This window comes from Phytohabitans aurantiacus, from assembly GCF_027923225.1.
GTDB classification, from domain to species: domain Bacteria; phylum Actinomycetota; class Actinomycetes; order Mycobacteriales; family Micromonosporaceae; genus Phytohabitans; species Phytohabitans aurantiacus.
On sequence record NZ_BSDI01000020.1, the window covers coordinates 21,950 to 48,340 of the forward strand.

Genomic DNA, 26,391 nt, shown 5'->3' on the forward strand with positions numbered 1-26,391 from the left:
GCGGTCCGCGCGGCGGACGGCGCCGCGCCGCCCCCTACCCTCCGCCGCCGATCAAGGGCGAACGCACGTGGTTGGATCTCCGATCCGCGCGGAGGCGCCACGCGGCGCGCGTGGTACGGCGTGTCGCCACGCCAGTTGCGCCGATCAAGGGCGAACACACGTGGTTGGATCTCTTTTCCGCGTGTTTTTGCCCTTGATCGACGCGAATGCCCTTGATCGGCGATGCTCGCCGGCGCCACGGCGCCACGGCGCCACGGCGCCACGGCGCCACGGCGTGCCGCCGGGGGGCCCACCTGGTTGCGCTCGGGTCAGGGTTGAGACTTGGGCTGCCGCGACGTGCGTCGCGTGTGCGGCCGTTGCTCCTGCGGCCTCGCCCTCCGCGGCCACACGACCCGCGCCCCGCAGCTGCGTTCGTGGCAGCAGTTTCCCTGATTTTGCGGCCTCCGGGCGTTGCCGAGGGGACAAGAAACGGGATGTTGTTGGGATCTTGAGGGGCGGCCGGCGAAGTCGGGGACGCGGTGGGTGAGGCTGCGGGAGCGACGGTATAGCGCCCGACGTACGTCGCGGTAGCGCGGGATTTCTTGAACTGGGTCGGCGGTGAGCCGCGACTCAGCCGAACGGCGCTTGTCATCGAAGCGCTTCAGTTCGATACTTACGACTGTCTGAGAGCCGGACGTGGTCGGAGGATGGGCAGCTTCCGATCGGGCATCCCGTGATGCGCCATGTTCCGGAGGACTCGAGACCCATGAAATTGAAGATCAAACTGCTGTGCGCCGGGCTCCTGGCGGCGGTGCTGACCGTGGCGGCGGCGTTGACCTTCGCGGCGCCCGCGTCGGCCGCGACGTTGACCGAAGTTACCGCGTTCGGGGCGAACCCCAGCAACCTGCGCATGTTCCTGTACGTGCCGGACAACGTCGCGCCCCGGCCGGCCATTGTGGTCGGTGTGCACTGGTGCGGCGGCAACGGCCAGGCGTTCTACTCGGGCACGCAGTATGCCCAACTCGCCGACCGGTACGGCTTCATCGTCATCTACCCGTCGGTGACCCGCAGCAGTGCCTGCTTCGACGTCTACACCGAGCAGGCGTTGCGTCGCGGTGGTGGCAGTGACCCGGTCGGCATCGCGTCGATGGTCAGTTACGTGCAGCAGCGATACAACGCGGACCCGAACCGCATCTTCGCCACCGGTGTGTCGTCCGGCGCGATGATGACCAACGTCCTGCTCGCCTTGTATCCGGATGTGTTCGACGCGGGCTCGGCCTTCGCGGGCGTGCCGTACACCTGCTTCGCCACGACCGGCGGCTCGGAGTGGAACGGCGAATGCTCCAGCGGCCAGATCATCAAGACGGCGCAGGAGTGGGGCACGTTGGTGCGCAACGCCAATCCGGGATACACCGGGCCGTGGCCGCGCATGCAGACCTCGCACGGCACCGAAGACACGGGGCTGCACTACCGGAACTTCGCTGAGCAGATCAAACAGTGGACGAACGTGCACGGGCTGAGCCAGACACCGACGTACACGGATACGCCACAGTCGGGTTACACGCGCACCCGGTACGGCGGCTCGGGCGGGATGGCGCCGGTCGAGGCGATCAGCATGGCGGGTGTCGGACACAACCTTCCCGTCGACGCGACACAGGCGATCCGCTTCTTCGGCCTCGACACGAGCACACCGGGCCCCACAACGCCCGCTCCGACCACACCAGGCCCTACGGTGCCGGTTCCGACCACTCCGGCGCCCTCCGCAGGTCACTGCCGGATCAACTACGCCGTCAACGCGTGGAACACCGGCCTGACCGCCAGCGTGACAATCACGAACACCGGCACCACCGCGGTCAACGGCTGGAGCCTCGGCTTCACGCTCCCCAGTGGACAGACAATCACCAACGGCTGGAATGCCACCTACGCCCCGAACAGCGGAGCGGTGACCGCCAGCAACCTCTCGTACAACGGCACCATCGCGCCGAACGCCTCGGTGGGCATCGGCTTCCAGGCCACTCATACCGGCAACAGTGGCAAGCCAACAACCTTCACACTCAACGGAACAGGATGTGCGGTCGCATGAGAACCAAGCCCATTCTGGCGGCGCTGCTCCTCGCGACCGGTGTGCTCACCGGTGTCGCACAGCCCGCCGCGCACGCGGCCGCCGGCGATGCTGTCACGGTCTCCGTCAACGCACGCGCCGGCCTCGCCACGGTGCCCGACACGGCACTCGGCATCAACGACGCGATCTGGGATCAGGAACTGGGCACCAACGCGGTCGCCGACCTGCTCAAGGGAGCCGGTGTCGACATGCGCCGTTACCCGGGTGGCTCGTACAGCGACATCTACCACTGGGAAGACCACACCGCCCCGGGCGGGTACGTCGCGCCGAACACCGACTTTGACACGTTCATGGCGGGTGTCCAGCGCACCGGCGCCCAGCCGATGATCGTCGCGAACTACGGCACCGGCACCGCCGCCGAGGCGGCCGGGTGGGTGCGGTACGCGAACGTGACGAAGCGGTACGGCGTGAAGTACTGGACGATCGGCAACGAGAACTACGGCAACGGTCACTACGGCGCGAACTGGGAAGCCGACAACCACGCCGACAAGAGTCCGACCGGATACGCCAACCTTGTCGTGGACTATGTGGACGCCATGAAGGCGGTCGACCCGACCATCAAGGTGGGCGCCGTGCTCACCATGCCGGCGAACTGGCCGGACGCGATCGTCGGCAGCGGCGACGCGGCGACCTGGAACCAGACCGTGCTGTCGATCGTCGGCCCAAAGATCGACTTCGTGGACCTGCACTGGTACCCGGGCGGCAGCACCGCCGCCGAGTCGCTGGGCAAGACGGCGCACATCGTCGACGCTGTCTACCTGGTACGCGAGATGATCGCCAAGTACGCCGGCCCGAACTCGTCGCGCATCGGCATCAGCATGACGGAGACCAACGCTGGCTTCGGGCAGAACACCCAGCCGGGCGCGATCTACCTCGCGGACGCGTACGCGGGGCTGCTCGCGAGCGGTGTCTTCACCGTGCACTGGTGGAACGTGCACAACGGGATGGGCACGGTGTCCACTGTGGCCGGGCACACCGACTACGGTGACTTCGGCATGTTCTCCAGCGGCGGCTGCAACGCCGACGGCAGCGTGTGCGAGCCGGCCCTGAATACGCCATTCGCGCCGTACCACGGGCTGTCGCTGGTGAACTCGTTCGTGCGGCCGGGCGACCAGTTCGTCAAGACCGCCACCGACCAGCCGCTGGTCACCGCGTACGCCGCGCGGCGGCCGAACGGGGACCTCGCCGTCATGCTGCTCAACAAGGATCCGGACAACGAGTACCCGGTCGCTCTCGGCTACACGGGCTTCTCGCCGGCAGCGGGTGCCCCGACCGTCTACTCGCACACCAACGGGGCCACGTCGGTCAGCAGTACCCAGACCGGCACCGCCACCAGCCAGACGCTGCCGCCGTACTCGCTCACCGCACTCGTGCTGCGGCCGTCCCGGACGGTCGCTGGCGCACCCGGCGCGCCGGGGCAGCCCGCAGCGAGCAACGTGACCGACACGGCCGCGACCATCTCCTGGCCGGCGGCGACGGCGGGCGCTCACCCGGTGGCAAAGTACGAGGTGCACCGGCAGAACGGTGCGGTCAGCGAGCAACTGGGCGAGACGCCGGGCACCTCGTTCACGGTGCACAACCTGCAGCCGGGCAGCCGGTACACGGTCAACGTGATCGCCCGTGACACAGCCGGCAACGTTTCATGGTCGTCGCCGCCGCTGACCGTCACCACCGGCTCGCCGGCACAGAGCACATGTACCGTGCGCTGGACCACCGTCACCGACTGGGCCAGCGGGTACGTGGCGAGCATCGACGTCACCAACACCGGCCAGTACCCGATCGACGGCTGGACCTTCGGGTTCACCTGGCCGACCGGGTGGCAGTCGATGAACGGTGGCTGGAACGCGAACTGGTCGCAGACCGGCAACGCGGTGAAGGTGACCAGCGACGCGGATCTCGCCGCTGGCGGCGGCACGATCAACGTCGGCTTCGTGGGCGGCTACTCGGGGCCCAACATCCAACCGACCGCGTTCACCTTGAACGGCACCGTCTGCACCACGCTGTAACCCGTGATCAGGGCGTCCCTCAAGTCGTTAGAACGACTTGAGGGACGCCCTGATCACAGTGAGCCAGGCCCGGTAGCGGGGATCCGCACCGCGCACCGCGTCCGCGAAGGCGGCCTGCAGTTTGCGGGTCACCGGGCCTGGCTCACCGATCTCGCGGTTGTCGACCGACCGCACCGGGATCACCTCGGCGGCCGTGCCACAGATGAAGATCTCGTCGGCCGTATACAGGTCGGAGCGCACCAGCGTTCGAGTGCGCACCGGCAGGCCGAGGTCGGTGGCGAGCCGCCGCACGGTGTCCTGGGTGATGCCTTCGAGCGCGCCCGCGCTGGCCGGCGGCGTCGCCAGCTCACCGTCGCGGACCAGGAAGATGTTCTCTCCGCTGCACTCGCTGATCTGGCCCGTGGGGGAGAGCAGCACCGCCTCGTCGTAGCCGGCGGCGGCAGCCTCGGCGCGGGCGAGCACCGAGTTCAGGTACGGGCCGGTGGCCTTGGCGGCGGGCGGCACCACGTTGGGGTCGTTGCGGCGCCAGGAGCTGACCATCAGGCGGATGCCGTTGTCGGTGCCCTCGCCCAGGTATGCGCTCCACTCCCAGCTCGCTATCGACACACCAACCGGGCAGGAGCGCACGTCGATGCCCATCGCCCCGTACCCGTAGTACGCGACGTGGCGCAGGTAGCAGGAGCGGTGCCCGTTGGCGGCGACCAGCTCCAGCGACGCGGCGCGCAGGTCGGCGTGCGAGTACGGGAGTGGCATCCCGATGATCCGGGCGCTGCGCAGGAGCCGGGCGACGTGGTCGTCGAGCCGGAAGATCGCGGGGCCGTCCGGGGTCGGGTAGGCGCGGGTACCCTCCAGCACGCCGGTGCCGTAATGCAGGCCGTGAGTGAGCACGTGGACGCGCGCCTCGTGCCACGGGACGAGCGCGCCGTCCATCCAGATGAACTTCGCGGGTTCCATCAGTCGTCTCCAGGTGGATCAAAAATCGACAAGAAATTGGGCCACTTGCTCAGAGGGTGGCAAGCTGGTGGGAGGCCCGCAAGCGATTGCCCACACACCGGGAAAATGTCCACGTGCGAAGCCCCGACCACGACCACCTCACGCTGCTCCTGCGCGACCGGCTCCGGCTGCGCGGCGGCGGTGAGACGCCCAGCCGGCGGCTGACCGGGGCGGTTCGCGACCTCGCCGAGGCGGGCGCGCTCCCGGCCGGTACCCGGCTGCCCTCCGAGCGCGAGCTGGCATCCGCGGTCGGGATGAGCCGGGGTACTGTCGCCGCCGCGTACCGGGCGCTGGTCGACGCCGGGCTCTGCGAGCGGCGGCACGGCAGCGGCACGTACCTCCTGGCGCCGGCCATCAGCGACATCGGGCACCTGATGCGCCGCGACGCTCTGCTGATCGACATGTCCAAGTCGACGGTGCCGGACCCGTCCTTCCTCCGGCTGCCGGACCTCGACCCGGCCGAGCTGCTGCGGGCGCCGAGCCAGCACGGGTACGACCTGATGGGCGACGCGCGGCTGCGAGCGGCGCTGCGTGGACGAGTGGCCGGCGACTTCCTCGTCACCAGCGGCGGGCAGCACGGCATCGACCTGGCCCTGCGCAGTTTCGCCCGGCCGCGCGACGCGGTGCTGGTCGAGGAGACCACCTATCCGGGCGCGCTCGCCGTGATCCGGCGGTGCGGTGCCGAGCCGGTACCGGTGGCGTGTGACACTCACGGGCCCGATCCGGACGCGTTCCGGGCCGCCGTCGCGCGGCACCGGCCCGCCGCGGCGTACCTCATCGCGGTGCACAGCCCGACCGGCCGCGTGACCGCGCCCGAGCGGGTCGCGGAGGTGGCCCGCATCGCGAGGGAGCACGACGTGCTGCTGGTCGAGGACCGCGCTCTGGCCGAACTGGTACATGGGGCGCCCGTCCCGCCCTCTTACGCCGGCGAGCACCCGGACGGCACGATCACGGTCGGCTCACTGTCCAAAGTGCTCTGGGGTGGCCTGCGCGTCGGCTGGGTGGCCGCGGCACCAGCGCTGCTCGCCCGGATCGCCGAGCTGAAGATGGAGAACGACCTCGCCACCAGCACCGTCAGCCAGCGGATGGCGGCAGCGGCGTTGGAGAATTCCACATTGGACGAGTGGCCCGCGGAGCTGATTCGGCGGCGCGACCACCTGTCCACCGCGCTGCGTCGCGTTCTTCCACAGTGGACGTGGCGCCAACCCGATGGCGGCCTCTCGCTGTGGGTGCGCCTGCCCGGCGCCGACGCCGAACGCTACGCCGACTTGGCCCGCGCGCATGGCGTGGCGGTGGCCCCCGGCCCGCTCTTCTCGCCCGACCGCGCCTACCGCGACCACGTGCGCATCAGCTTCGCCCTGACGCCGGAGCTGCTGGATCGCGCGGTCGTCGCGCTCGCGACGGCCTGGCACGCCCGCGATGCCAGCGCGGGCGCCATCGATCCGGGCCTGGGGTTGCCGGTCTAGTTCAAAGAGATGCCGAGCTACCGCGACGCTCGCCGCGGTCCATACCGCTGCTCCCGCGGCCTCGCCCTTCGCGGCTACACAACCCGCCAGATCGTGAGCGTGACTGGACGCGGTGGGTGAGGCCGCGGGAGCAACGGGCATGGCGCGCGGCGGGCGTCGCGGTAGCTCGAAGTCTTTTCTGGTTTGGGGGAGGTGTGCCCATGAATAGCGCGGTAGCCTCGCTCGGTCAGATCGCGGCGGTACGGGGACGATGCGAGGAGGACAATTGACAACGACCTTTGCTCAGCTGGTAGCCCGCGTGCGCGGTGTGGAATTGCGGAGTCAGCGAGCGGATGAGGACGTCACAGCGGTGATCTCAACCGTGGTGGAGATCCACGAAGACGTTTCCTGGATGAAGAACAAGTTGGCCACGGTAAGCGGTGACGTGGCTGTGTTGAGTGGCGATGTGGCCGTGTTGAAGAGTGACGTGGCCGGGTTGAAGGGTGACGTGGCCGTGTTGAAGAGCGATGTGGCTGGGTTGAAGAGTGACGTGGCCGAGTTGAGTGATGGTGCGCGGTGGACGAAGCGGGCCTTGAGTGCGCTGCTGGCGGCACAGGGTGTGAGCGTGGCGCCCGACCACGACGACGTATCGGTGTAGTGATTACTGCTTGCTGAGGGTTGAGGCGCGGCGGATGAGTTCTACTTCATGGAGGCGCTCAGTGCCCTCCTCCGCCGCGCCGTCCAACAGGTCGAAGAGCAGCTCGGCACACGCGGCGCCTGCCTCGCGTGGGCGGAGGTCGATGGCGGTCACGTTGGCAGAGCGCATGCTCGGACCGTCTACACAGGACGCCAGCAGGAGGTCGGCGCCCACGGTGCGGCCACATTCGCGGATCACCGGGAGCAACTCGGTCGCGGCGCCGGCCGGTGCGCAGACCAGCGCGTCCAGCTCTGGCTCGGACTTGAGCAGGTCACGCGCCGCGAGATGCAGCTCCTCGCCCGAGGTGTCGAACTCGACGGTCCGCACCATCGGCGCCACGCCACTGCGGGCGCACCACTCGCGATACCCCTGATGCACACCCGCGGCCCAGTCGCTTTCGTTGCCGGCGACGATGAGCGCGGGCCTGCTCGCGCCCGCGGACCGCACGTGATCGAGCAGGTCGCCCACGACGGTGGCGTGCTCTGAGCGCACCACGCCGCCAGCCCGCGCGCCGCCGGGGAAGCGTTCGCAGGTCACCGTCGGTACGCCGGCGTTCATGAGCCGGTCGACGACCGGGTCACCCCCGAGCGGGTCACCGAGCACGAGGCCGTCGACGCGAGGCGGTCGCCGGTTGGGCGCACCCGAGGTGATCAGCGTGACGTCGTAGTTGAAGTCGGCGGCCTTCTCGACGACGCCGAACACGAACGACATGTAGTAGTTCGACCGGGTGAGCACGGCGGGCAGGTGCAGGCCGATCGCGCCGGTGCTCGCCTTGCGCAGGTGCTGGGCGGAGCCGTTCGGCACGTATCCGAGCTCCTCCGCGATTCGCAGCACGCGGGCGCGCGTCTCCTCGGACACCCGGCCGGAGCCGCGCAGCGCGTCGGACGCGGTCGTCTTGGACACGCCGGCCAACTGGGCGACGGCGAGAAGGGTAACCGGTTCGGCTGCGGGCACGGCTCAGATGGTAGCCCTGGGTTAAAACCCTGTATCGCCCCTTGCCCTACCTGCGGGTGGCCAGTAGCTTGACGGTGCCGGAACGTTCCGGCACGGACGGCGAGGGAGCTCGGGGTGTTTCTCGTAGGCGGCGACCGGTCCCACCCATTGGACCCGCTGAGCGCGGAGGAGATCCTCGCCGCTCGGCAGATCTTGGCTGACGAGGGTGTCCTGGTAGCTTCCACACGTGTCGCCTACCTCGGCCTCGAAGAGCCGCCCAAGGAGGCTGTCCTCGCAGGTCAGCCCTGTGCTCGACGGGTGCGCGCGTTCCTGCTCGACCTCGCCACCGAGGCTTCCGAAGATGTGATCGTCTCGCTCACGGACCAACGGGTCGAGGTACGCGCTCCGATCGACCCCGCCACCGACGGCCAGGTGCCGCTCCTCACCGAGGAGCACGCTCTGGTCCGCCGGGTGCTGGAGACCGACGAGGGCTGGCTCGCGGCCCTGCGGCGCCGCGGCATCACAGACCCGGGCACGGTGTACGTCGCGGCGCTCACCGCCGGCCACTTCGAGCTGGCTGCCGAGCAAGGACGGAGGATCGCCCGGGTACTGGCACACCGCCAGCCGGCACCCGAGAGCCTGCCGTGGGCGTACCCGCTCGACGGCCTGGTCGCGTACGTCGACCTGACCAAGCAGGCGGTGCTGGAGATCGTGGACACCGGCGCACTGCCGATCCCCGAGGAGTCCGGCGACTACCACCTCGCCGAGGTGTCCGGGCCGCACCGCACCACCCAGAAGCCGATCCAGATCACGCAACCGGAAGGGCCCAGCTTCCAGGTCGACGGCAACCTCGTTACCTGGGAAAAGTGGAGCCTGCGGCTCGGGTACGACATGCGCGAGGGGCTCACACTGCACCAGATCGGGTTCGAGGACGGTGGCCGGGTCCGGCCGATCGTGTACCGCGCCTCGGTCGCCGAGATGGTCGTGCCGTACGCCGACCCGAGCCCCGTGCGCTTCTGGCAGAACTACTTCGACACCGGCGAGTACCAGCTCGGCAAGCTCGCCAACGCGCTCGAACTGGGCTGCGACTGCGTCGGTGACATCACCTACTTCGACGCCACCATCGCCGGCGACAACGGTGAACCCATCGTGCTGCCCAACGCGATCTGCATGCACGAAGAGGACTACGGGGTGCTGTGGAAGCACACCGACCCGGCCAACGGCTCGCGCGAGACCCGCCGCCAGCGCCGCCTCGTCATCTCGTTCTTCGTCACCGTCGGCAACTACGACTACGGCTTCTACTGGTACCTGTACCTGGACGGCACGATCGAGCTGGAGGTCAAGGCCACCGGCATCGTCTTCACCGGCGTGTACGACGAGCGGGCCGTGCCATACGCCTCACAGGTCGCGCCCGGCCTGGCCGCGCCGTACCACCAGCACATTTTCAGCGCCCGGCTGGACATGACGGTCGACGGCACCACCAACGCGGTCGACGAGGTCGACGTCGCGCGCTACCCGCGCGGGCCGATCAACCCGTACGGCAGCGCGTTCGGGCAGGCGTTCACCCGGCTGCGCACCGAGGCGGAAGGGCAGCGCGACGCGGACGGCAGCGTCGACCGCACCTGGCACGTGGTCAACCCGTCCGTGCCAAACCGGTTCGGCCAGCCCGTCGGGTACGCCCTCTTCCCGCAGGACAAGCCGACTCTGATGGCCGGCGAGGGCTCCTCGATCCGGCGGCGGGCCGCCTTCGCGACCCGGCACCTGTGGGTCACCCGGTACGACCCGGCCGAGCGGTACCCGGCCGGCGACCTGGTCAACCAGCACCCCGGCGGCGCCGGGCTGCCCCGGTACGCGGCCGCCGACCGCGACATCGACGGGCAGGACATCGTCCTGTGGCACACGTTCGGGCTCACGCATTTCCCCCGGCCCGAAGACTGGCCGATCATGCCGGTCGACACCTGCGGATTCACCCTCAAGCCGGTCGGTTTCTTCGACCGGAACCCCACCTTGGACGTCCCCCCGACGACTTCTGAAGATCACTGTCATTGCTAGGAGATGATGCTCCGTGCGCCATAGATTGCTGGCCGTCCCGCTAGCCGCGGCCGTACTGGTGACGTCGGCGTGTTCCGCGCAAGAGACCTCGACGACCGGCGGCAGCACCGCCAAGGCGGGATACGTCGCGACAGTCGACGACTCGCTGCCCGCCGGCGGCACGCTCGACGTGGAGCTGCCGATCGACATCGGCGCGGCGACCGGGCTCGATCCGCAGCTCGCCGACGTGGCTTCCTCCTGGCAGCTCATGTCGCTGGTGTACGAGACGCTCGTGACGGTCGGGCCCGACTTCGCCGTGCAGCCCGCGCTCGCGGCGAGCTGGGAGAACCCGTCGCCGACCAAGTACGTCTTCCGCCTGCGCGATGACGTCTTCTTCTCGAACGGGCGGGCGATGACAGCCGACGACGTGGTCGGGAGCCTGCAGCGGCTGCTCGCCTCGCAGTCGGTGTGGCGCGGCCAGCTCGGTCCGGTCAAGTCGGTCACCAAGGTCGACGACAAGACGGTCGACGTGGAGCTGACCACGGCGTACACCCCGTTCCTCGCCGCGCTCGCCAACGTGCCCGCGGCCGTACTGCCGATGAAGGAGATCAACGAAAAGTCGGTCGACGTCACGAAGACGATGCTCGGCACCGGACCGTTCAAGGTGGACAGTCACCGGCAGGACGTGTCGTGGGCGTTCGGCAAGAACGACAAGTACTGGTCCGACGGTGAGCCCCGCCTCGACGGCGTCAACGTCACCATCGCCACCGAAGAGGCGGCCCGGGTGGCGTCGCTGCAGAGCGGCAAGGCGTCCGTCGCGACGCTCGGGAACGTGGACTCCAAGTCGATGCTCGCCGGCGCCAGCGGAGTCGAGGTGCTCAGCCAGGCCACCACCGACTTCTACTACCTGATGCTCAACACCCAGGTGAGCGGCTCGAAGTTCGCCGACCCGCGGGTGCGCAAGGCCATCAACATCGCGCTGGACCGCGAGCAGATTTCCAGCGTGGCGCTCGGCGGCCAGGGCAAACCGACCGGTGTCACACCGACCGGGTTGCCTGGCGCCTGCGACCCGGCCGGGCTCCCGTCGGCGACCGCTGGCGCCGAGGAGGCCAAGAAGCTCCTCGCTGAGGCCGGGGCGACCAACCTCACGTTCACGCTCAGCATCTTCTCGACCGCCCCGGCGCCCGCCGTGGCCCAGGTGATCCAGCAGAACCTGGAGCAGGTCGGCATCACCGTCAAGATCGAGCAGATGGACGAGGCCAGCTGGGCCGGCAAGGTGTACGGCGCGGTGCCGGCCACCTTCGACGCGGCGCTGTCCTGGTTCGCCGGGTACGCCGACGCGGGCATGGTCACCAAGTGGTGGAACCCCGATGTGGCCGTGTTCAACAAGGGCTTCATGAAGTCTGATCCGGCGCTCAGCTCGGCGATCGACAAGGCGGTCGTGCTGCCCGCCGGCGACGCGCGCACGGCCGCCCTGGCGGAGGTCTGCACGAAGGTGGACGAGGACGCTCAGATGCTGCCGCTGGTGACCCGGCCGTCCACAGTGGCGTACCGCACCGACGCCGCCAGCGTGGGCCTCTACGCCACCGAGGGCTACGGCAACGCACTGCGGCTCATCGCCGACTTCCGGAAGAAGTCGGCCTGACACATGCGGCTCGCACTCTGGTGGTTAGGTCGGGCGGTCAGCGCCGCCGCGACGCTGCTTGGCGTCTCGATTCTCATCTTCGCCGCCGTGCGCATGATGCCGGGCGGTTTCGCGGAGACGATCCTCGGGCCGTTCGCGACCGCCGACCAGAAGGCAGAGCTGGCTGACCGCTACGGGCTGGACCAGTCGGTGTTCGTCCAGTACGGACACTGGCTGGCCGCCGTGGCGCGGGGCGACTTCGGCGTCTCGATGATCAGCCGGGAGCCGGTGGTGTCGGAGCTGTGGGCACGGCTGCCGGTGACCGGCCAGCTGACCCTCTTCTCGGTGCTGATAGCCACGCTGGTGGGCGTGCCGCTCGGTGTGCTGACCGCGGTGCGGGCCAGGCGTGCGGCTGTCGGGCGGCTCCTCAGTGGACTAGGCGTGAGCGTTCCCGAGTTCGTGCTCGGCAGCCTCGTGGTGTTCCTGTTCTCCCGGTACGCGCTCGGGTTGCCAGCGGGCGGATACGACAACGTGCGCTCGCTGGTGTTGCCGTCGCTGGTGCTGTCGTTCTTCGCCATCTCCATCACCGCGCGCACCACGCGTGACGCGGTCATGGGTGTGCTCGTCGAGCCGTACGTCACCGCCGCCGTGGCGCGCGGTGAGTCGCCGTGGTTCATCATCCGGCACCACGTGCTGCGCAACGCGGCGATCCCGGTGGTCACTCTGCTGGCCACCATCACGGCGTACCTGCTCGGTGGCGCGCTCATCGTCGAGTACGTCTTCAACCTGCCCGGCATCGGGTCCTATGTGGTCCAGGCCGTCGGCCGGCGCGACTACGCCGTCGTACAGGCCGGTGTGCTGCTGGCCGCCACCGTCTTCATCGTGCTGAACCTCCTGGTCGACCTGGTCGTTGGACTCATCGACCCGCGGCTGGGCGTGACGTCGAAGGGAAGGCGCGCATGAAGGATTGGCTGACGCGCGCCGGAATGGTGTGTCTGGGGCTCATCGTCCTGGTCGCGCTCGCGTCGGTGGTGAACCTCGCGGGTGACCCCGACGAGATCGTCGGACCGCGCCTGGCACCGCCGGGACCGGGTTACTGGCTCGGCACCGACAACCTCGGGCGCTCGATGCTGCCGCGCATCATGGAGGGAATCGCCACCACGCTGTTGCTTTCGTCGGTGGCGGTGCTGGTGACCGCCGCCCTGAGCGCGGTGCTCGGCATCGTCGCCGGATACCGCGGCGGCGTCGTCAACGAACTCATCATGCGCCTCGTCGAGGTGCTGTACTCGTTCCCCGCCATCGTGCTGGCCATCCTCGTCGCGGCGGTTTTCGGTCCCGGCCAGCTCGCCGCGCTCGCCAGCATCGTGCTCGTGACGATCCCGTTGATGACGCGGCTCGTCCGGGCGGCGGCGGTCGGTGTGGCGCAACGCGACTACGTCACAGCCGCCATCATCAGCGGCGCACGGCTGCCTCGCATCCTCGGCCGGCACCTGCTGCCGAACGTCGCCGGCACGATCGCGGTACAGGTCACCTACGCGCTGTCGGTCGGCATCGCCGTTGAGGGCGGACTCAGCTTCCTCGGGTTCGGGGTGCAACCGCCACAGGCGTCACTCGGCGTGCTGATCCAGCAGGGCACCACGTACATGACCGCCGCACCCTGGATGATCACCGGCCCGGGTGTCGTCTTCGTGGTCGCGGTGCTGGCGATCAACGTGGTCGGCGACGGGCTCCGCGACCGGTTCGAACCCAGACAAGCGAGGTCACTGGTATGACCGCCTTGCTCGAAGTACGCGACCTCGCCGTCGAATACGACAGCGGCGAGCGCCGGGTCCGCGCGCTCGACGGCGCCGACCTGACGGTCGCCGCCGGAGAAACCATTGGCATCGTGGGCGAGAGCGGATCTGGGAAATCCACGCTCGGGTCCGCCGTCGGCAGGCTCCTTCCTAGTACCGCCAACCGCGTCACCGGCGATGTGTGGCTCGCCGGCGAGCGGGTGTTCGACCTGCCGCCCGCGGGGATCCGGCGCCTGCGGCGCGAGCGGCTCGGTTTCGTGTTCCAGGACCCGATCGCCTCGCTCGACCCGACCATGCGGGTGGGCAAGCAGTTGAAGCTGGTACTCGGGTCCAAAGGGGACCCACTGTCCCATCTGGACCGGGTGCGGCTCGCCAACCCTGGGCGCGTCGCCCGGATGTACCCGCACCAGCTCTCCGGCGGCATGGCACAGCGGGTGGCGCTCGCCATCGCCATGGCGTGCCAGCCGCGGCTGCTCATCGCCGACGAGCCGACCGCCGCGCTCGACGCCCAGGTGCGCGAGGAGGTGCTGGAAGTGGTGTTCTCCGTGGCCGCCGAAGCCGGCACCAGCATCGTGTGGCTGAGTCACGACCTCACCGCGGTCGCCCGGCGGTGCTCGCGGGTCGCGGTGATGTACGGCGGCCGGGTGGTCGAAGACGGTCCCGCGGCGGATGTGCTGGGGCAGCCCGCGCACCCGTACACAGCCGCGCTCGCCCGATCGGCGCCCGCGATGGCCTCTCTCGGTGATCGCCTATCGCCGGTGCCCGGGCGGCCCCCGGTACTGGCCGAGGCGTCACACGGCTGCGCGTTCGAGCCGCGGTGCCCGTACGCCGAGGAGCGGTGCGCCAAGGAACGGCCGGAACTGCACGTGGTCCGTACCCAGGAGGCGCTCTGCCACCGCGCGACCGAGCTGGTGACCGCGTCATGATCCTGGAACTCGACAATGTCACCGTCACCTTCACGGCGGGCCCGCCGTTCCGGCGCGAGCATGTGCACGCGATGCGCGGCGTCTCCCTTTACGTGGCCGAGGGCGAGACGCTCGGGCTGGTCGGCGAGTCAGGCTCCGGCAAGACGACGGCCAGCCGGGTCGCCCTGGGACTCCAGCGTCCTACGGCCGGCGCGGTGCGCTTCGAGGGCAAGCCGTTCCCCAAGCGGAGGCGCGAGCTGGCCGGGCACATGCAGGCTGTGCTCCAGCATCCACATTGGTCACTCAATCCGCGGATGCGGGTCGGTGCCAGCGTCGCCGAGCCGCTCGCCGTCCTGGGGGAGAAGGCACCCGACCGGGTACACGAGATGCTGGAACGGGTCGGCCTCGAAGCCGGCCTTGCGACCCGGTACCCGCACGAGCTGTCCGGCGGCCAGCGGCAGCGCGTCTCCATCGCGCGGGCACTGGTGACCCGGCCCCGGTTCCTCGTATTCGACGAAGCGGTCAGCGCGCTCGACGTGTCCGTGCAGGCCCAGATCCTCAACCTCATCAAGGACCTACAGCGCGAGTTCGGCTTCAGCGCGCTGTTCATCTCCCACGACCTCGGCGTCGTGCGGTACATCGCCGACCGGATCGCCGTCATGCGCGGCGGCGAGGTCGTCGAGACCGCCGATACCGCGACCTTCTACACCGCGCCCGCTCACGAGTACTCGAAGCGGCTCCTGGAGGCACTGTGAGTACTGTCCCTGAACCTCGCCTGGCACCCGTGTCGGCCTTCGCACCGGACGTACCGGCCAACGGTGACCTGCCGCTCACACCGCGGCCCAGCCCCGGGCGGGCCGCCGTGCCGTTCGACATTCCCGGCGTCTTCGTCGGCACCGCCGAGTACACCGAAGGCCCGACCGGCTGCACGGTGGTGTATGTGCCGGCGGGTGCCCGGACGGCGGTCGACGCGCGTGGTGGGGCGGTGGGGATGACGGGCGGCTACGAGTTCAACCACGCGATCTGCCTGGCGGGTGGTTCCGTGTACGGGCTGTCCGCCGCGGCGGGCGTGAGCGCCGAACTGCTGGCCCGTCGCCAGAACCGCACCAAGTGGGACGAGCTGCAACTCGTGTCGGGCGCGGTGGTGTACGACTTCTCCTCCCGCGAGACGGCGATCCACCCCGATCCGGAGCTGGGCCGGGCGGCACTGCGCAACGCGGTGGAGGGCGCGTTCCCGGTCGGCCGCTGCGGTGCCGGGCGCAGCGCCACTGTCGGAAAGGTCGACAACGTGCGCGCCGAGTACGGCGGGCAGGGCGCGGCGTTCCGGTCGATCGGCGGCATCAAGGTACTGGTGGCCACCGTGCTCAACGCCGTCGGTGTCGTGGTCGACCGGTCGGGCACGATCGTGCGCGGCAACTACCACGCGTCGCTGGGTTCGCGGGTGCATCCGGTGGAGGACTACGCCTTGTCGCTTCCCGAGCCCGTGAACGGCAATACGACGCTCACCGTCATGGTGACGAACGCGCGCCTGACCGACCGCGAGCTCAACCAGCTCGCGCGCCAGGTGCACAGCTCCATGCACCGTGGCATCCAGCCGTTCCACACCGAAAACGACGGCGACGTACTCTTCGCGCTGACCACCGACGAGGCCGACCTCGACGGGCTGAAGCCCACCGGTCTCGGCGCTTTCGCCTCCGAGGTGGCCTGGGACGCGATCCTGAGCGGCGCGGAGTAGGCCGTGTTCGAGTTTCCCCGCTTCGCGACCGGCGACCCGAGGCACGCCGTCGAGTTGGTCCGCGCCCACCCGTTCGCGATGGTGGTGACCGCCGTGGGCGGCGCACCGGTCGCCACCCACGTGCCGGTCATCGTGGACGGCTCGGTGGAAACGTCCTTTGTGGGCGCGACGCTGCTCGGGCACATGGCGCGCGTCAACCCGCACTGGCGCGACTTCGCCGACGCGCCCGAGGTGCTGGCGGTCTTCACGGGTCCACACGGATACGTGTCGCCGACCGTCTACGCCACCGATCCCGCCGTGCCCACCTGGGACTACGCGGCCGTGCACCTCACCGGCAGGGTCGAGCTGATCGACGACTCAGCCGGCATTCTCGACGTGGTCGAGCGCACGGTGACAGCACTTGAGTCGCCGCTAAGTCCACAGTGGCACCCGACCCCGAAGTCCCGCGACCGCTTCGCTTCGCTGCTCTCCGGAGTGATGGCTTTTCGTGTACACGTCACCGCCGAGCGGAGCCTCTTCAAGCTCAGCCAGGACGGCGACGCCGACCGCCGTGGCCGCGTCCGCGACGCGTTCCGCAACGGGCCTTACCAGAACGCGCCGTTGGCAGACCTGATGGACCGGGTGGATCCCGCGTGAGCATCCCGACCCACACGTCTACCGAGACCTCTCCGGGCTCGCGCGGCCTGGAGTTCGGCGCCCGGTGGCAGTCGTCCGTGGCGGCGACCTTCGATGGATACGCCGCCCTCTTCCGCGCGGGCGGCGCCACGGACGCCCAGGTACGCGACTGGGGTTCGCAGGCGCTGGCGGCCACCGAGGCGTGGGCGCCCGATCTGGCCGCGGAGATGGTGGGCATCGCCAGCGGCGCGTGCCTCGCGCCGTGGCAGGTTGCGGCCGTGAACGCGCGAACCGAGATCCTCGCCGCTTTGCGGGTGACCGGCGAGGGAGAGTGCTCGACAGCTGTCGTCCTGCCACCGGGCGGCGGTGCTCCCCGCACCGTGCAGACCTGGGACTGGCACGACCACCTGCGCGACGTGCCGGTGCTGTGGGCGTACGAGCCCCGCCCCGGGCACGTGGTGCGGACCTTCACCGAGTTCGGCGTGCTGGCCAAAATCGGTGTGAACAGCGCCGGGCTGGGCGTGCACTTCAACATCCTGCGGCACGCCTCCGACCACGCCGCGATCGGCGTACCAGTCCACCTGGTCGCCCGCCGCATCCTGGACGAGGCAACCACAGTGGACGAAGCTCTGGCTCTTGCCCGCTCGGCACGAGTGTCCGCGTCCACCGCGATCACGGTCGTCTGCCGCGGCGCCGCCGCCACGCTGGAACTCTGCCCGGACGGCGTGGCGGTCGTGCCGGCCGATCGTTTCCTGGTGCACACCAACCACTTCCTGGACCCAGGCTTGGCGATGGGCGAGCGCTTGGGTGTGGAGCGCCCCTTGACCTACGCCCGCCTGAAGCACCTGCTCGACCGCGCCGACGGATTGGGCTCGGCAGACCCGACCGCACGAGCCCGCGCCCTCCTGAGCCACGGCCCAGCGGACGCCCCGGTCTGCGCCCACGCCGATCCGGCCCTGCCCTTCGACCAGCGCTGGGAAACCGTAGCCACCATCGCGCTCGACGTCGCCACCACCACGTTGTCCGTGCACCCCGGCGGCCCCTGCTCCGCGACCCCCGACACCTGGCAACACTTCTAACCCGCCGTGATCAGGGCGTCCCTCAAGGTGTTCTAACGACTTGAGGGACGCCCTGATCACGACTGGAGGGCGGACTCCAGGATGGACAGGCCCTCGTCCAAAAGAGCGTCGGGGATGACGAGTGGGGGGAGGAAGCGCAACACGTTGTTGTATGTGCCGGCGGTCAGGGTCAGCAGGCCCTCGGCGTGACAGGCCTTGGACACGGCCGCCGCCAGCGCCGCGTCGGGCTCCAACGTGCCGGAGCGGACCAGCTCGATGGCGACCATGGCGCCGCGGCCGCGTACGTCGCCGATCGCTGGCACGCGGGACTGCAGGGCGCGCAGGCGCGGAAGCATCGTGTCGCCGATGTGGCGGGCGGAGGCTGGCAGGTTGAGGTCGATCATGGTTTGGATGGCGCCGAGCGCGGCGGCGCAGGCGATCGGGTTGCCGCTGAAGGTGCCGCCCAGACCGCCGGCGTGCACCGCGTCCATGATCTCGGCGCGACCGGTGACGCCGCCGAGCGGGAGCCCGCCGGCCATGCCCTTGGCGGTGACGACGAGGTCGGGTACGACCGACTCGTGCTCGCTGGCGAACCAGTCGCCGGTGCGGCAGAACCCGGTCTGCACCTCGTCGGCCACGAACACGACGCCGTTGGCGCGGCACCAGTCGGCGATCGCGGGCAGGAACCCGGGCGCGGGTACGACGAAGCCGCCCTCGCCCTGGATGGGTTCCAGTACGACACAGGCCACATTGGACGCGTCGACCTGAGCCTGTATCACGTCGATGGCGCGGTGCGCGGCGTCGGTGCCGGACAGTGGCTCCCGGAACGGATACGACATGGGTACCCGGTAGACCTCGCTGGCGAACGGCCCGAAGCCGTGCTTGTACGGCTTGTGCTTGGCGGTCATCGCCATCGTCAGGTTGGTGCGGCCGTGGTACGCGTGGTCGAAGACGACGACCGCGTCCCGCCCGGTGTGGACGCGGGCTATCTTCACCGCGTTCTCAACCGCTTCGGCGCCGGAGTTCAGCAGGATCGAGCGCTTCTCGTGGTCGCCGGGGGTGAGCGCGTTCAGCCGCTCGCACACCTCGACGTATCCCTCGTACGGGGTGACCAGAAAGCACGTGTGCGTGAAGAGCGACGCCTGTGCCGCCATCGCCGACACCACGGCCGGGGCGGCGTTGCCCACGCTCGTGACCGCGATGCCGGACGCGAAGTCGATGAACGAGTTGCCGTCGACGTCGACGAGTACGCCACCGCCGGCAGCCGCGGTGAAGACGGGCAGTACGTGGCCGAGCGAGCGGGATACGGCCTGCGAACGGCGTGCCATCAGCTCCTTGGAGCGCGGCCCGGGTACGTCGGTGACGAGACGGCGTATCTGAGGAACTGTCATCGGAACGCCGGGATTCCGGTGAGCGCGCGGCCCAGTACCAACGTGTGGATTTCGGAGGTCCCTTCGTACGTCAGCACGGATTCGAGGTTGGCCGCGTGCCGGATCACCGGGTACTCCAGCGTGATGCCACTGGCACCGAGGATCGTGCGGCACTTGCGGGCGATGTCGAGCGCCTCCCGTACGTTGTTGAGCTTGCCGGCACTGACCTGCTCGGAGACGAGCGTGCCGGCTTCCTTGCGGCGCCCGAGGTGCAGCGCCAGCAGCAGTCCCTTGCCCAACTCCAGCGCCATGTCGGCGAGCTTCTCCTGCGTGAGCTGGTACGCGGACAGCGGTTTGGCGAACACCTCCCGCTCGCCCGCGTACGCGATGGTGGTTTCGAGGCAGTCGAGCGCCGCGCCCATCGCACCGAACACGATGCCGAACCGGGCCTCGTCGAGGCAGCGCAGGGGCCCAGAGAGCCCGCGCGCCTCGGGCAGCATGGCTTCGGCGGGCAGCCGCACGCCATCCAGGATCAGCTCGCTGGTGACGCTGGCCCGCAGCGAGAACTTGTGCCCGATGTCCCGGGTCGAATAGCCGCGCGTGCCCGCCGGTACCAGGAAGCCCCGGACGCCATCGTCGGTGCGTGCCCACACGACGGCGATGTCGGCGACGGACCCATTGGTAATCCACATCTTCGTACCGTCGAGGACCCAGTCGGCGCCGTCCCGCTTGGCCGTGGTGCGCATGCCGGCGGGGTCGGAGCCGAAGTCGGGCTCGGTGAGGCCGAAGCAACCGATGTGCTCTCCCGCGGCCATGCCCGGCAGCCACTGTTGCTTCTGGTCCTCGCTGCCGAAGGCGCGGATCGCGTACATGGCGAGCGAGCCCTGCACGGACACCAGGCTGCGCAGTCCGGAGTCGGCGGCCTCCATCTCGAGGCAGGCCAACCCGTATGCGACGGCGCCCAGCCCCGCGCAGCCGTACCCGTCAAGGTGCATGCCCAGCACGCCGATCGAGCCGAACTGGCGGGCGAGTTCGCGCGCGGGGATGTGGCTCTCCTCGAACCACCGGGCCACATTGGGCCGCAGCTCACGGTCGCAGAGCTGGCGGACGACCTGCCGGATCTCGCGCTCCTCGTCGGTGAGCAGGTCATCGAAGCCGAACAGGGCGGCGGGATGGACTCTCATGAGGCACCAGGTTGGCATAGATTGGATTTTGGATCCAGTATTGATTATCCGATCTTGAGTCACTACCGTTAGGGCGCTATGGACCTCCTCAACCTCGTCGCCGGCAAGTGGATCGAGGGCTCGGGCGCGCCCTTCACGGACACCAACCCGGCCCGGCCGGACGAGACGGTCGCTTCCGGCCGCCACGCCTCGGTACCCGAGGTGCTGGACGCGATCGCGGCGGCCGACGCCGCCGCGCCCGCCTGGGCCGCCACCCCGCACCACGCGCGCGCCGCCGTGCTCACCGCGGCGGCCGAGATCATCGACCGGAACGCCGACGCGTGGGGCCGCGAGCTGACCCGCGAGGAGGGCAAGACGCTGCCCGAGGCGGTCGCCGAGGTGCGCGGCGCCGCGCGGATCATCCGGTACTACGCGAACGAGGCCGACCGGGAGAGCGGCGAGATCTACGCGTCGCCGCGACCGGGGGAGAACCTGCTCGTGGTGCGCCGTCCGATCGGCGTCGCCGGTGTCATCACGCCGTTCAACTTCCCGATCGCGATCCCGGCCTGGAAGATCGCGCCCGCGCTCACCTACGGCAACACGGTGGTGTGGAAGCCGTCGTCGCTGGTGCCGTTGCTGGCGCTGCGGCTGGCGCAGGCGTTCGTCGAGGCCGGGCTCCCGGACGGCGTGCTCAACCTCGTCTTCGGCGAGGGAGACATCGGTACCACCATCGTGGACCACTCCGATGTGGACGCCGTCTCGTTCACCGGGTCCACATCGGTGGGTCGCGCCGTCATCGCGCGCTGCGGTGAGCTGGGCAAGCCGGTGCAGACCGAGATGGGCGGCAAGAACGCCTCGGTGGTGCTGGCGGACGCCGACCTCGACCACGCGGCCGCGCAGGTGGTCGCGGGCGCCTTCCGCTCCACGGGCCAGAAGTGCACCGCCACGTCGCGCCTCATCGTGCAGTCCGACGTGGCCGACGACCTGCTCCGCCGGGTCGCCCGGCGGGCCGAGGAGTTCGTCGTCGGTGACCCGCTGCGCGACGGTGTCCACATGGGACCGCTGGTCAGCGCCGCCGCCCGCGATCGGGTGTCCGCGGGTGTGCGGCGCGCGCTCGACCAGGGAGCGACCCCGGTCGCCGGCGGCACTCCGTACGCGGACGGGGATCTGGCGGCCGGCTGGTTCACGCCACCGACCGTGCTCGACCTGCCCAGCACCGGCGTCGACTTCTGGCGCGAGGAGCTCTTCGGGCCGGTCGTGGGCGTACTGCGGGCCGAGACGCCCGAAGAGGCGCTGAGCCTTGTGAACCACAGTGACCACGGCCTGTCCGCCGCCATCTTCACCCGGGACCTCGGCGTGGCTCTCAAGGCCGTCGAGCACGTCGAGGTGGGCGTGCTGCACATCAACTCCGAGTCGGCCGGCACGTTTCCGTGGGTGCCGTTCGGTGGTAGGCGCCAGAGCGGGTACGGCCCGAAGGAACAGGGCCGGGCCGCACGCGAGTTCTTCACGCACACCGTCACCGTCTACCTTGGAGCTCCGGGTTGAGCAGCCTCGCGGGGGTGCTGATCGCTGACTTCAGCCGGGTGCTCGCCGGGCCGTACGCGACCATGCTCCTCGCCGACCTCGGCGCCGAGGTGGTCAAAGTGGAGCGTCCAGGCACCGGCGACGACACCCGCGCCTGGGGGCCGCCGCACGCCGGTGGTGAGGCCACGTACTACCTCGGCGTCAACCGCAACAAGCGTTCCATCGCGCTCGACCTCGCCGACCCGTCCGATGTGGACGTCGCCCGGGACCTCGCGACCCGTGCCGACGTGGTCGTGGAGAACTTCCGGCCCGGCACCATGGAGCGGCTCGGCCTCGGCTACACCTCGATGAAGGAGCGCAATCCGCGGCTGGTCTACTGCTCGATCACCGGCTTCGGCAGCGGGGCGGGCGCCGGCCTTCCCGGGTACGACCTGCTGGTGCAGGCGGTCGGCGGGCTGATGAGCGTCACCGGTGAGCCGGATGGGCCGGGCACGAAGACGGGCGTGGCGGTCGTCGACGTCATCACCGGACTGCACGCCGCGGTCGGTGTGCTCGCCGCGCTCCGGCACCGCGACCAGACCGGAGAAGGCCAGCGCGTCGAGGTGTCGCTGCTGTCGTCGCTGCTGTCCGCGCTCGTCAACCAGGCGTCCGGCTACGTGTCGGCCGGCGTCGTGCCGGGCCGGATGGGCAACCGTCACCCCAGCATCGCGCCGTACGAGGTCTTCGAGACCCGCGACCGGCCCATCGCCGTCGCGGTCGGCAACGACCGCCAGTTCCGGTCGCTGTGCGCGGCACTCGGCCGCGGCGACCTCGCCGCCGACCCCAGATTCGCGACGAACACATCGCGGGTCGCCGCCCGCGGCGCGCTGGCGGCTTCGCTCTCCGAAACGTTGTCATCTCGTACCGCCGACGACTGGTTCGCGGTCCTGATGGCGGCTGGCGTGCCCTGCGGTCCCGTCAACGACCTGGCCGCCGCCTTCAAGCTCGCCGAGTCAGTGGGACTGGACCCGGTCGTCGACATCGCCGACCCGCGCCGCGAGGCACCCGTACCCCAGGTGGCGAACCCGATCCGGCTGGACGCCGCCCCACCCGGGTACCGGCTGGCACCGCCCCGCCTCGACGAAGACGGCGCCTGGGTCCGTGAGATGTTAAAGCCATGAGTGTTCGGCCGCCCACCGCCCAGCAGTTCGTCCTCGGTGAGCTGCGCCGGGCGATCACCGCTGGGCGACTGCGCCCCGGCGCCCCGATCCGGCAGGACGCGGTGGCCGAGGAACTGGGCGTCAGCCGGGTACCACTGCGCGAGGCGCTGAAGACCCTCCAGGGCGAGGGCCTCGTGAGCTACCAGGCACACCGCGGATACTTCGTGGAGTCACTGTCGCTCGACGACCTGCGCGAGGCGTACCGCATCCGCCAGCTCCTGGAAGAGGAGGCCGTACGCCGAGCCGCGGCGCGCCTCACCGGCGCGGATCTCGATCGGCTCGACGCGGCCGAGCGCGAGGTCGAGCGGGCCGGCGCCGCGGGCGACGTGCTGGAGATGGCGGCCGCCAACCGGCGGTTTCACATGGCGCTTTTCGAACTGGCCGGGATGCCGCGCCTGATCCGCCTGATCCAGAGCCTGTGGGACGCCACCGACGCGTACCGGTCGATGTACTACGGCGAAGGCGACAACCGCGCCCGAGTCGTCGACGAACACAACGCTGTACTGGCGGCGTTACGGAAGTGTGACGTGGATGAGGCGGTGCGGATTCTGGATGCTCACCGGGACCACGCCGTGGCCGCTCTGGAGGCGCTCCTCGAGGAACCTCCCAGCTAAGGCCTACGGCTCGGTGGCCAGCACCTGCACCGCACCACTGGGGAAAAGCGCGCACAGCTGGGTCCTGCCGCCGACCTCGCGCGCGAAGATTCGTACCGTTTCCGCCCCAGGGCGCGCCGGCGCCTGCTGCGCCCGCAGGTCGAACGCGGGCTGCACGACGAGGTTCTTCTCGTTGTTGCCGAGGCCGTTGGTGATCTCCACCTGCGTGGTGGGCGCCGGGGTGCCGATCCAGCCCTTGCCCGTGCCCGCCCGGGGCTGGCCGTTGTTGTCCGGCACCCCTGGTTGCGACAGGGTCGCGCGGACGACGGACAGTCCTCGGTCGGCGCCGAAGTCGACCGCGGCGGTCGCGCAGTTGATGATCTTCGTGTCGATGACGGTGCCAGCCGGCTCGTACCGGGTGGTGCCGGGTACGAGTTGGATGCCGATTTCCTGGTCGGGTTCGTGGTTGTACCCGAGGACCAGCCCGCCGACCCACCGGCAGTCGTTGCGTGCGATCCGTACGCCCACGCCGCCGTGAATGTCGGCGTAGCAGTTCATGCAGCTGATGCTTGGCGAGGACAGCTCGAACGCGAGGTTCTGCTCGATGCCCCACGCGTGGCAGCTGACCATCAATGAGCCGTGCGCGTCGCCGCCCATCCGGAAGCCGGCCGCCCGGTTCTGGAACGCCAGGCAGTTGAGGAACATCGAGTCGTGCGGGCCGTTGAAGTTGATCCCGTACCCGCCGTTGCTGTGCGATCGCACGCTCGTCAATCGGGCTTCCATCTGATGTGACCGGCCCGGCAGAGCGCCGGTCGGCCCCCACTCGCTGTAGATGCCGTCTTCGCGGCAGTTGAAGACGATGACCTCGGTGAGCTCGTACCCATAGCCGTAGACGCGGAGGCCGTACCCGCCTTCCGGGTTCTGTTCGCTGTTTCCGTCCAGGGCGAGGTCGCGGATGCTGAAGAGGGTGATCCCCACGTCGGCGTGCCCGCCGGTCAACTTTTCGAAGCCGTCGGACTCGACGATGGCGGAGTTCGCGCCCGGCCGCAGTCGCAGCACCGACGCATCGCCGCCGGCCCCGCGCAGGTGAACCCGGGAGTGGAGGATCAGCCGTCCGGTCAGGTACGTGCCGGGCGGGAAGAACACGATGCCGCCGGTTTCCCGCGCCGCGTCGATCGCGCGCTGGATCGACTCGGTGTCGTCAGTGGACCCGTCACCGGCCGCACCATGCTCGCGGACGTTGTACGCGTCCTCCGGGGTCGTGAGACCGCCACCCCGGGCGGCGGCCGCTCCGATCGCCGCCGTACCCAGCCCCGCCGCGACCGCGCCACCGATGAGCGCGGCGCGCCGCGACACCGGCGGCGACGGCGACGGCGAGGGTGTGTGGTTAGGGCCGTCCCAGACCATGTGTTCCCCTTCGTGCTGTGTTGGTTCGTCCGGCGCGCCGCGGGTGCGGTACATCCGGTAGAGGAACCAGGCGACCACGAACGCCTCGGCGACCAGCAGGACCGCGAACAGTTGTGGCGTTTTGGTGACCCAGCCCACGACCACGCCGAGGCCGCCGAACGCCACCACCCGTGATCCGATCCCCGATATCAGGAACTGGCTCGGAACGGCCCAGATCATGTGCCGGGTGGCGAGCCACGTCGACACCATGAGAAGCCCCTTGTACCCGCAGTACGTCGCCACCACGGCAGTGCCCAGGCGGGCGAGGTCAGGTGCGAGGAGTTCGCGTACCCAGTCGCTGGCCAGCAGGACGGCCGTGACGGTCAGTAGCGCCCCTGCGGTCAGCACCCGCGGGCCGGTCAGCCAGCGAATCCGCCGGCCAGCCACGATGTCTTCGCGGGTGGTAGCGGACAGCGCGACGTGGAACGGCCCGAACGCAAGATCCATCGCGCGAACGACCACGATGGCACCCTGCCCGGCGGCCGCCCCCGCCACCGACGGCAGTGCCACCGCGTAGGACAGGTCGGCTATGGCCGTGATCAGGTACACCGTGCCAACCCGCAGGGTCTCGCGGATGCCGGGGCGTACCCCGCGTGCCGCGGGCCGGCGGATGAGGAGCCAGCCGAGCACGGCGAGCTGCCCGGGGATCGCGGCGGCGTCCAGCCGGACGTTGGCCGCGGCCAGGATCGCACCGCCGACCAGGACGCCGACGGCGGTGAGCTGCGGTATCAGGTTGGCCTCGCGGCGCGAACGGGTCCGACCGGCGGCCCAGAACAGCGCCTCGATCGGCAGTTGCAGCAGCACGGGTGCGACGACTACCAGCCGGTCCAGGTGGCTGGCCTGCGGCAGGGCGATGTACGCCGAGACATAGGCGACCGCGCCGACCGGCAGCATCGCTGTCGCCGCCGCTCGCCGGGCCCAGCTTTCGAGGTCCCAGTGAGTTGGCACGAGGTCGGCCGCCATTGGCCGGCCGACCAGCGATTCGAGCAGCGTGTACGGCACGGCCAGGAGCATGCCCTGCAAGGCGATGTACGGCAGATGCTCGGCGTCGGTAGCGGATGCCAGCAGGAAGAGGTAGACGCTGCCCAGCCGCGTGAGCGCCTGCACCGAGAGCTGCGAGCGTTGCAGTTGGCCGAGCAGCGGAAGGACGCGGTGCACGA

At 69.9% G+C, this 26,391-nt stretch carries 21 protein-coding genes; 16 read left to right on the forward strand and 5 right to left on the reverse strand.

The window, feature by feature from the left end:
- The first annotated feature begins 745 nt into the window (after window positions 1-745).
- Together QMG73_RS21505 and QMG73_RS21510 are read left to right on the forward strand one after the other, a co-directional pair.
- Window positions 746-2,062 carry an extracellular catalytic domain type 1 short-chain-length polyhydroxyalkanoate depolymerase gene (locus tag QMG73_RS21505; RefSeq protein ID WP_281898349.1) on the forward strand — a complete coding sequence of 439 codons (1,317 nt, stop codon included), beginning with the start codon at window positions 746-748 and terminating at the stop codon, window positions 2,060-2,062.
- A complete protein-coding gene (locus QMG73_RS21510; protein WP_281898351.1) occupies window positions 2,059-4,107 on the forward strand; it encodes a cellulose binding domain-containing protein in 2,049 nt (682 codons plus the stop codon). The genes QMG73_RS21505 and QMG73_RS21510 overlap by 4 nt, the downstream gene beginning before the upstream one ends.
- 27 nt (window positions 4,108-4,134) lie before the next feature.
- Here the strand turns inward: QMG73_RS21510 and QMG73_RS21515 are convergent, their stop codons facing one another.
- Window positions 4,135-5,061: a branched-chain amino acid transaminase gene (locus tag QMG73_RS21515; protein ID WP_281898352.1), complete on the reverse strand. Its 927-nt coding sequence runs from the start codon at window positions 5,059-5,061 to the stop codon at window positions 4,135-4,137.
- 113 nt (window positions 5,062-5,174) lie between these two features.
- Between QMG73_RS21515 and QMG73_RS21520 the strand changes: the two genes are divergently transcribed.
- On the forward strand, window positions 5,175-6,566 hold the full coding sequence (locus tag QMG73_RS21520) for an aminotransferase-like domain-containing protein (RefSeq protein WP_281898354.1): 1,392 nt from the start codon (window positions 5,175-5,177) through the stop codon (window positions 6,564-6,566).
- Window positions 6,567-6,831: 265 nt separating this feature from the next.
- Entirely contained in the window at window positions 6,832-7,203 is a 372-nt protein-coding gene (locus QMG73_RS21525; protein ID WP_281898356.1) for a hypothetical protein, read from the forward strand.
- 3 nt (window positions 7,204-7,206) lie between these two features.
- Here the strand turns inward: QMG73_RS21525 and QMG73_RS21530 are convergent, their stop codons facing one another.
- The gene (locus QMG73_RS21530) at window positions 7,207-8,196 is read right to left on the reverse strand and encodes a LacI family DNA-binding transcriptional regulator (RefSeq protein WP_281898358.1); all 990 of its coding nucleotides are present in this window, start codon (window positions 8,194-8,196) and stop codon (window positions 7,207-7,209) included.
- 114 nt (window positions 8,197-8,310) lie between these two features.
- Between QMG73_RS21530 and QMG73_RS21535 the strand changes: the two genes are divergently transcribed.
- The 9 genes from QMG73_RS21535 to QMG73_RS21575 are packed head-to-tail and all read left to right on the forward strand — an operon-like array spanning window position 8,311 to window position 17,957.
- The gene (locus QMG73_RS21535) at window positions 8,311-10,227 is read left to right on the forward strand and encodes a primary-amine oxidase (RefSeq protein ID WP_281898360.1); all 1,917 of its coding nucleotides are present in this window, start codon (window positions 8,311-8,313) and stop codon (window positions 10,225-10,227) included.
- Between the two features lie 13 nt (window positions 10,228-10,240).
- Window positions 10,241-11,851 (forward strand): ABC transporter substrate-binding protein, encoded by a 1,611-nt coding sequence (locus QMG73_RS21540; protein WP_281898363.1) that lies wholly within the window; start codon window positions 10,241-10,243, stop codon window positions 11,849-11,851.
- Window positions 11,852-11,854: 3 nt separating this feature from the next.
- The gene (locus QMG73_RS21545) at window positions 11,855-12,793 is read left to right on the forward strand and encodes an ABC transporter permease (RefSeq protein ID WP_281898364.1); all 939 of its coding nucleotides are present in this window, start codon (window positions 11,855-11,857) and stop codon (window positions 12,791-12,793) included.
- On the forward strand, window positions 12,790-13,602 hold the full coding sequence (locus tag QMG73_RS21550) for an ABC transporter permease (protein WP_281898366.1): 813 nt from the start codon (window positions 12,790-12,792) through the stop codon (window positions 13,600-13,602). Before QMG73_RS21545 ends, QMG73_RS21550 begins: the two co-directional genes overlap by 4 nt.
- On the forward strand, window positions 13,599-14,549 hold the full coding sequence (locus tag QMG73_RS21555; RefSeq protein WP_281898367.1) for an ABC transporter ATP-binding protein: 951 nt from the start codon (window positions 13,599-13,601) through the stop codon (window positions 14,547-14,549). The genes QMG73_RS21550 and QMG73_RS21555 overlap by 4 nt, the downstream gene beginning before the upstream one ends.
- Window positions 14,546-15,283, forward strand: coding sequence for an ABC transporter ATP-binding protein (locus QMG73_RS21560; protein WP_281898368.1), 738 nt, complete (start codon window positions 14,546-14,548; stop codon window positions 15,281-15,283). Before QMG73_RS21555 ends, QMG73_RS21560 begins: the two co-directional genes overlap by 4 nt.
- Window positions 15,280-16,263 (forward strand): P1 family peptidase, encoded by a 984-nt coding sequence (locus QMG73_RS21565; protein ID WP_281898369.1) that lies wholly within the window; start codon window positions 15,280-15,282, stop codon window positions 16,261-16,263. The genes QMG73_RS21560 and QMG73_RS21565 overlap by 4 nt, the downstream gene beginning before the upstream one ends.
- A gap of 3 nt (window positions 16,264-16,266) precedes the next feature.
- Window positions 16,267-16,899 carry an FMN-binding negative transcriptional regulator gene (locus QMG73_RS21570; RefSeq protein WP_281898370.1) on the forward strand — a complete coding sequence of 211 codons (633 nt, stop codon included), beginning with the start codon at window positions 16,267-16,269 and terminating at the stop codon, window positions 16,897-16,899.
- Window positions 16,896-17,957: a C45 family autoproteolytic acyltransferase/hydolase gene (locus QMG73_RS21575; RefSeq protein ID WP_281898372.1), complete on the forward strand. Its 1,062-nt coding sequence runs from the start codon at window positions 16,896-16,898 to the stop codon at window positions 17,955-17,957. Before QMG73_RS21570 ends, QMG73_RS21575 begins: the two co-directional genes overlap by 4 nt.
- Before the next feature lie 56 nt (window positions 17,958-18,013).
- Here QMG73_RS21575 and gabT read toward each other — a convergent pair whose 3' ends face one another.
- Window positions 18,014-19,327 (reverse strand): 4-aminobutyrate--2-oxoglutarate transaminase, encoded by a 1,314-nt coding sequence (gene gabT, locus QMG73_RS21580; protein WP_281898373.1) that lies wholly within the window; start codon window positions 19,325-19,327, stop codon window positions 18,014-18,016.
- On the reverse strand, window positions 19,324-20,490 hold the full coding sequence (locus tag QMG73_RS21585) for an acyl-CoA dehydrogenase family protein (RefSeq protein WP_281898375.1): 1,167 nt from the start codon (window positions 20,488-20,490) through the stop codon (window positions 19,324-19,326). Before QMG73_RS21585 ends, gabT begins: the two co-directional genes overlap by 4 nt.
- Window positions 20,491-20,568: 78 nt before the next feature.
- Here QMG73_RS21585 and QMG73_RS21590 point away from each other — a divergent pair, with 78 nt between their 5' ends.
- Genes QMG73_RS21590 through QMG73_RS21600 form a run of 3 tightly spaced genes read left to right on the forward strand, consistent with a single transcriptional unit; the run spans window position 20,569 to window position 23,806 of the window.
- A complete protein-coding gene (locus QMG73_RS21590; RefSeq protein WP_281898377.1) occupies window positions 20,569-22,014 on the forward strand; it encodes an aldehyde dehydrogenase family protein in 1,446 nt (481 codons plus the stop codon).
- A gap of 14 nt (window positions 22,015-22,028) precedes the next feature.
- A complete protein-coding gene (locus tag QMG73_RS21595) occupies window positions 22,029-23,153 on the forward strand; it encodes a CaiB/BaiF CoA transferase family protein (RefSeq protein ID WP_281898378.1) in 1,125 nt (374 codons plus the stop codon).
- Window positions 23,150-23,806 (forward strand): GntR family transcriptional regulator, encoded by a 657-nt coding sequence (locus QMG73_RS21600; protein ID WP_281898379.1) that lies wholly within the window; start codon window positions 23,150-23,152, stop codon window positions 23,804-23,806. The genes QMG73_RS21595 and QMG73_RS21600 overlap by 4 nt, the downstream gene beginning before the upstream one ends.
- A 3-nt stretch (window positions 23,807-23,809) precedes the next feature.
- On the opposite strand, the gene QMG73_RS21605 is transcribed toward QMG73_RS21600, so the two are convergent.
- The gene (locus tag QMG73_RS21605) at window positions 23,810-26,389 is read right to left on the reverse strand and encodes a glycoside hydrolase family 55 protein (RefSeq protein ID WP_281898380.1); all 2,580 of its coding nucleotides are present in this window, start codon (window positions 26,387-26,389) and stop codon (window positions 23,810-23,812) included.
- Window positions 26,390-26,391 lie beyond the last annotated feature (2 nt).

Bases quoted from the DNA above. Each gene is read 5' to 3' on its own strand.
- QMG73_RS21550 (WP_281898366.1), top strand. From the start codon at position 12,790: ATGAAGGATTGGCTGACGCGCGCCGGAATGGTGTGTCTGGGGCTCATC.
- QMG73_RS21590 (WP_281898377.1), top strand. From the start codon at position 20,569: ATGGACCTCCTCAACCTCGTCGCCGGCAAGTGGATCGAGGGCTCGGGC.
- QMG73_RS21545 (WP_281898364.1), top strand. From the start codon at position 11,855: ATGCGGCTCGCACTCTGGTGGTTAGGTCGGGCGGTCAGCGCCGCCGCG.
- QMG73_RS21585 (WP_281898375.1), bottom strand. From the start codon at position 20,490: ATGAGAGTCCATCCCGCCGCCCTGTTCGGCTTCGATGACCTGCTCACC.
- QMG73_RS21555 (WP_281898367.1), top strand. From the start codon at position 13,599: ATGACCGCCTTGCTCGAAGTACGCGACCTCGCCGTCGAATACGACAGC.
- QMG73_RS21600 (WP_281898379.1), top strand. From the start codon at position 23,150: ATGAGTGTTCGGCCGCCCACCGCCCAGCAGTTCGTCCTCGGTGAGCTG.
- QMG73_RS21515 (WP_281898352.1), bottom strand. From the start codon at position 5,061: ATGGAACCCGCGAAGTTCATCTGGATGGACGGCGCGCTCGTCCCGTGG.
- QMG73_RS21560 (WP_281898368.1), top strand. From the start codon at position 14,546: ATGATCCTGGAACTCGACAATGTCACCGTCACCTTCACGGCGGGCCCG.
- QMG73_RS21505 (WP_281898349.1), top strand. From the start codon at position 746: ATGAAATTGAAGATCAAACTGCTGTGCGCCGGGCTCCTGGCGGCGGTG.
- QMG73_RS21510 (WP_281898351.1), top strand. From the start codon at position 2,059: ATGAGAACCAAGCCCATTCTGGCGGCGCTGCTCCTCGCGACCGGTGTG.
- gabT (WP_281898373.1), bottom strand. From the start codon at position 19,327: ATGACAGTTCCTCAGATACGCCGTCTCGTCACCGACGTACCCGGGCCG.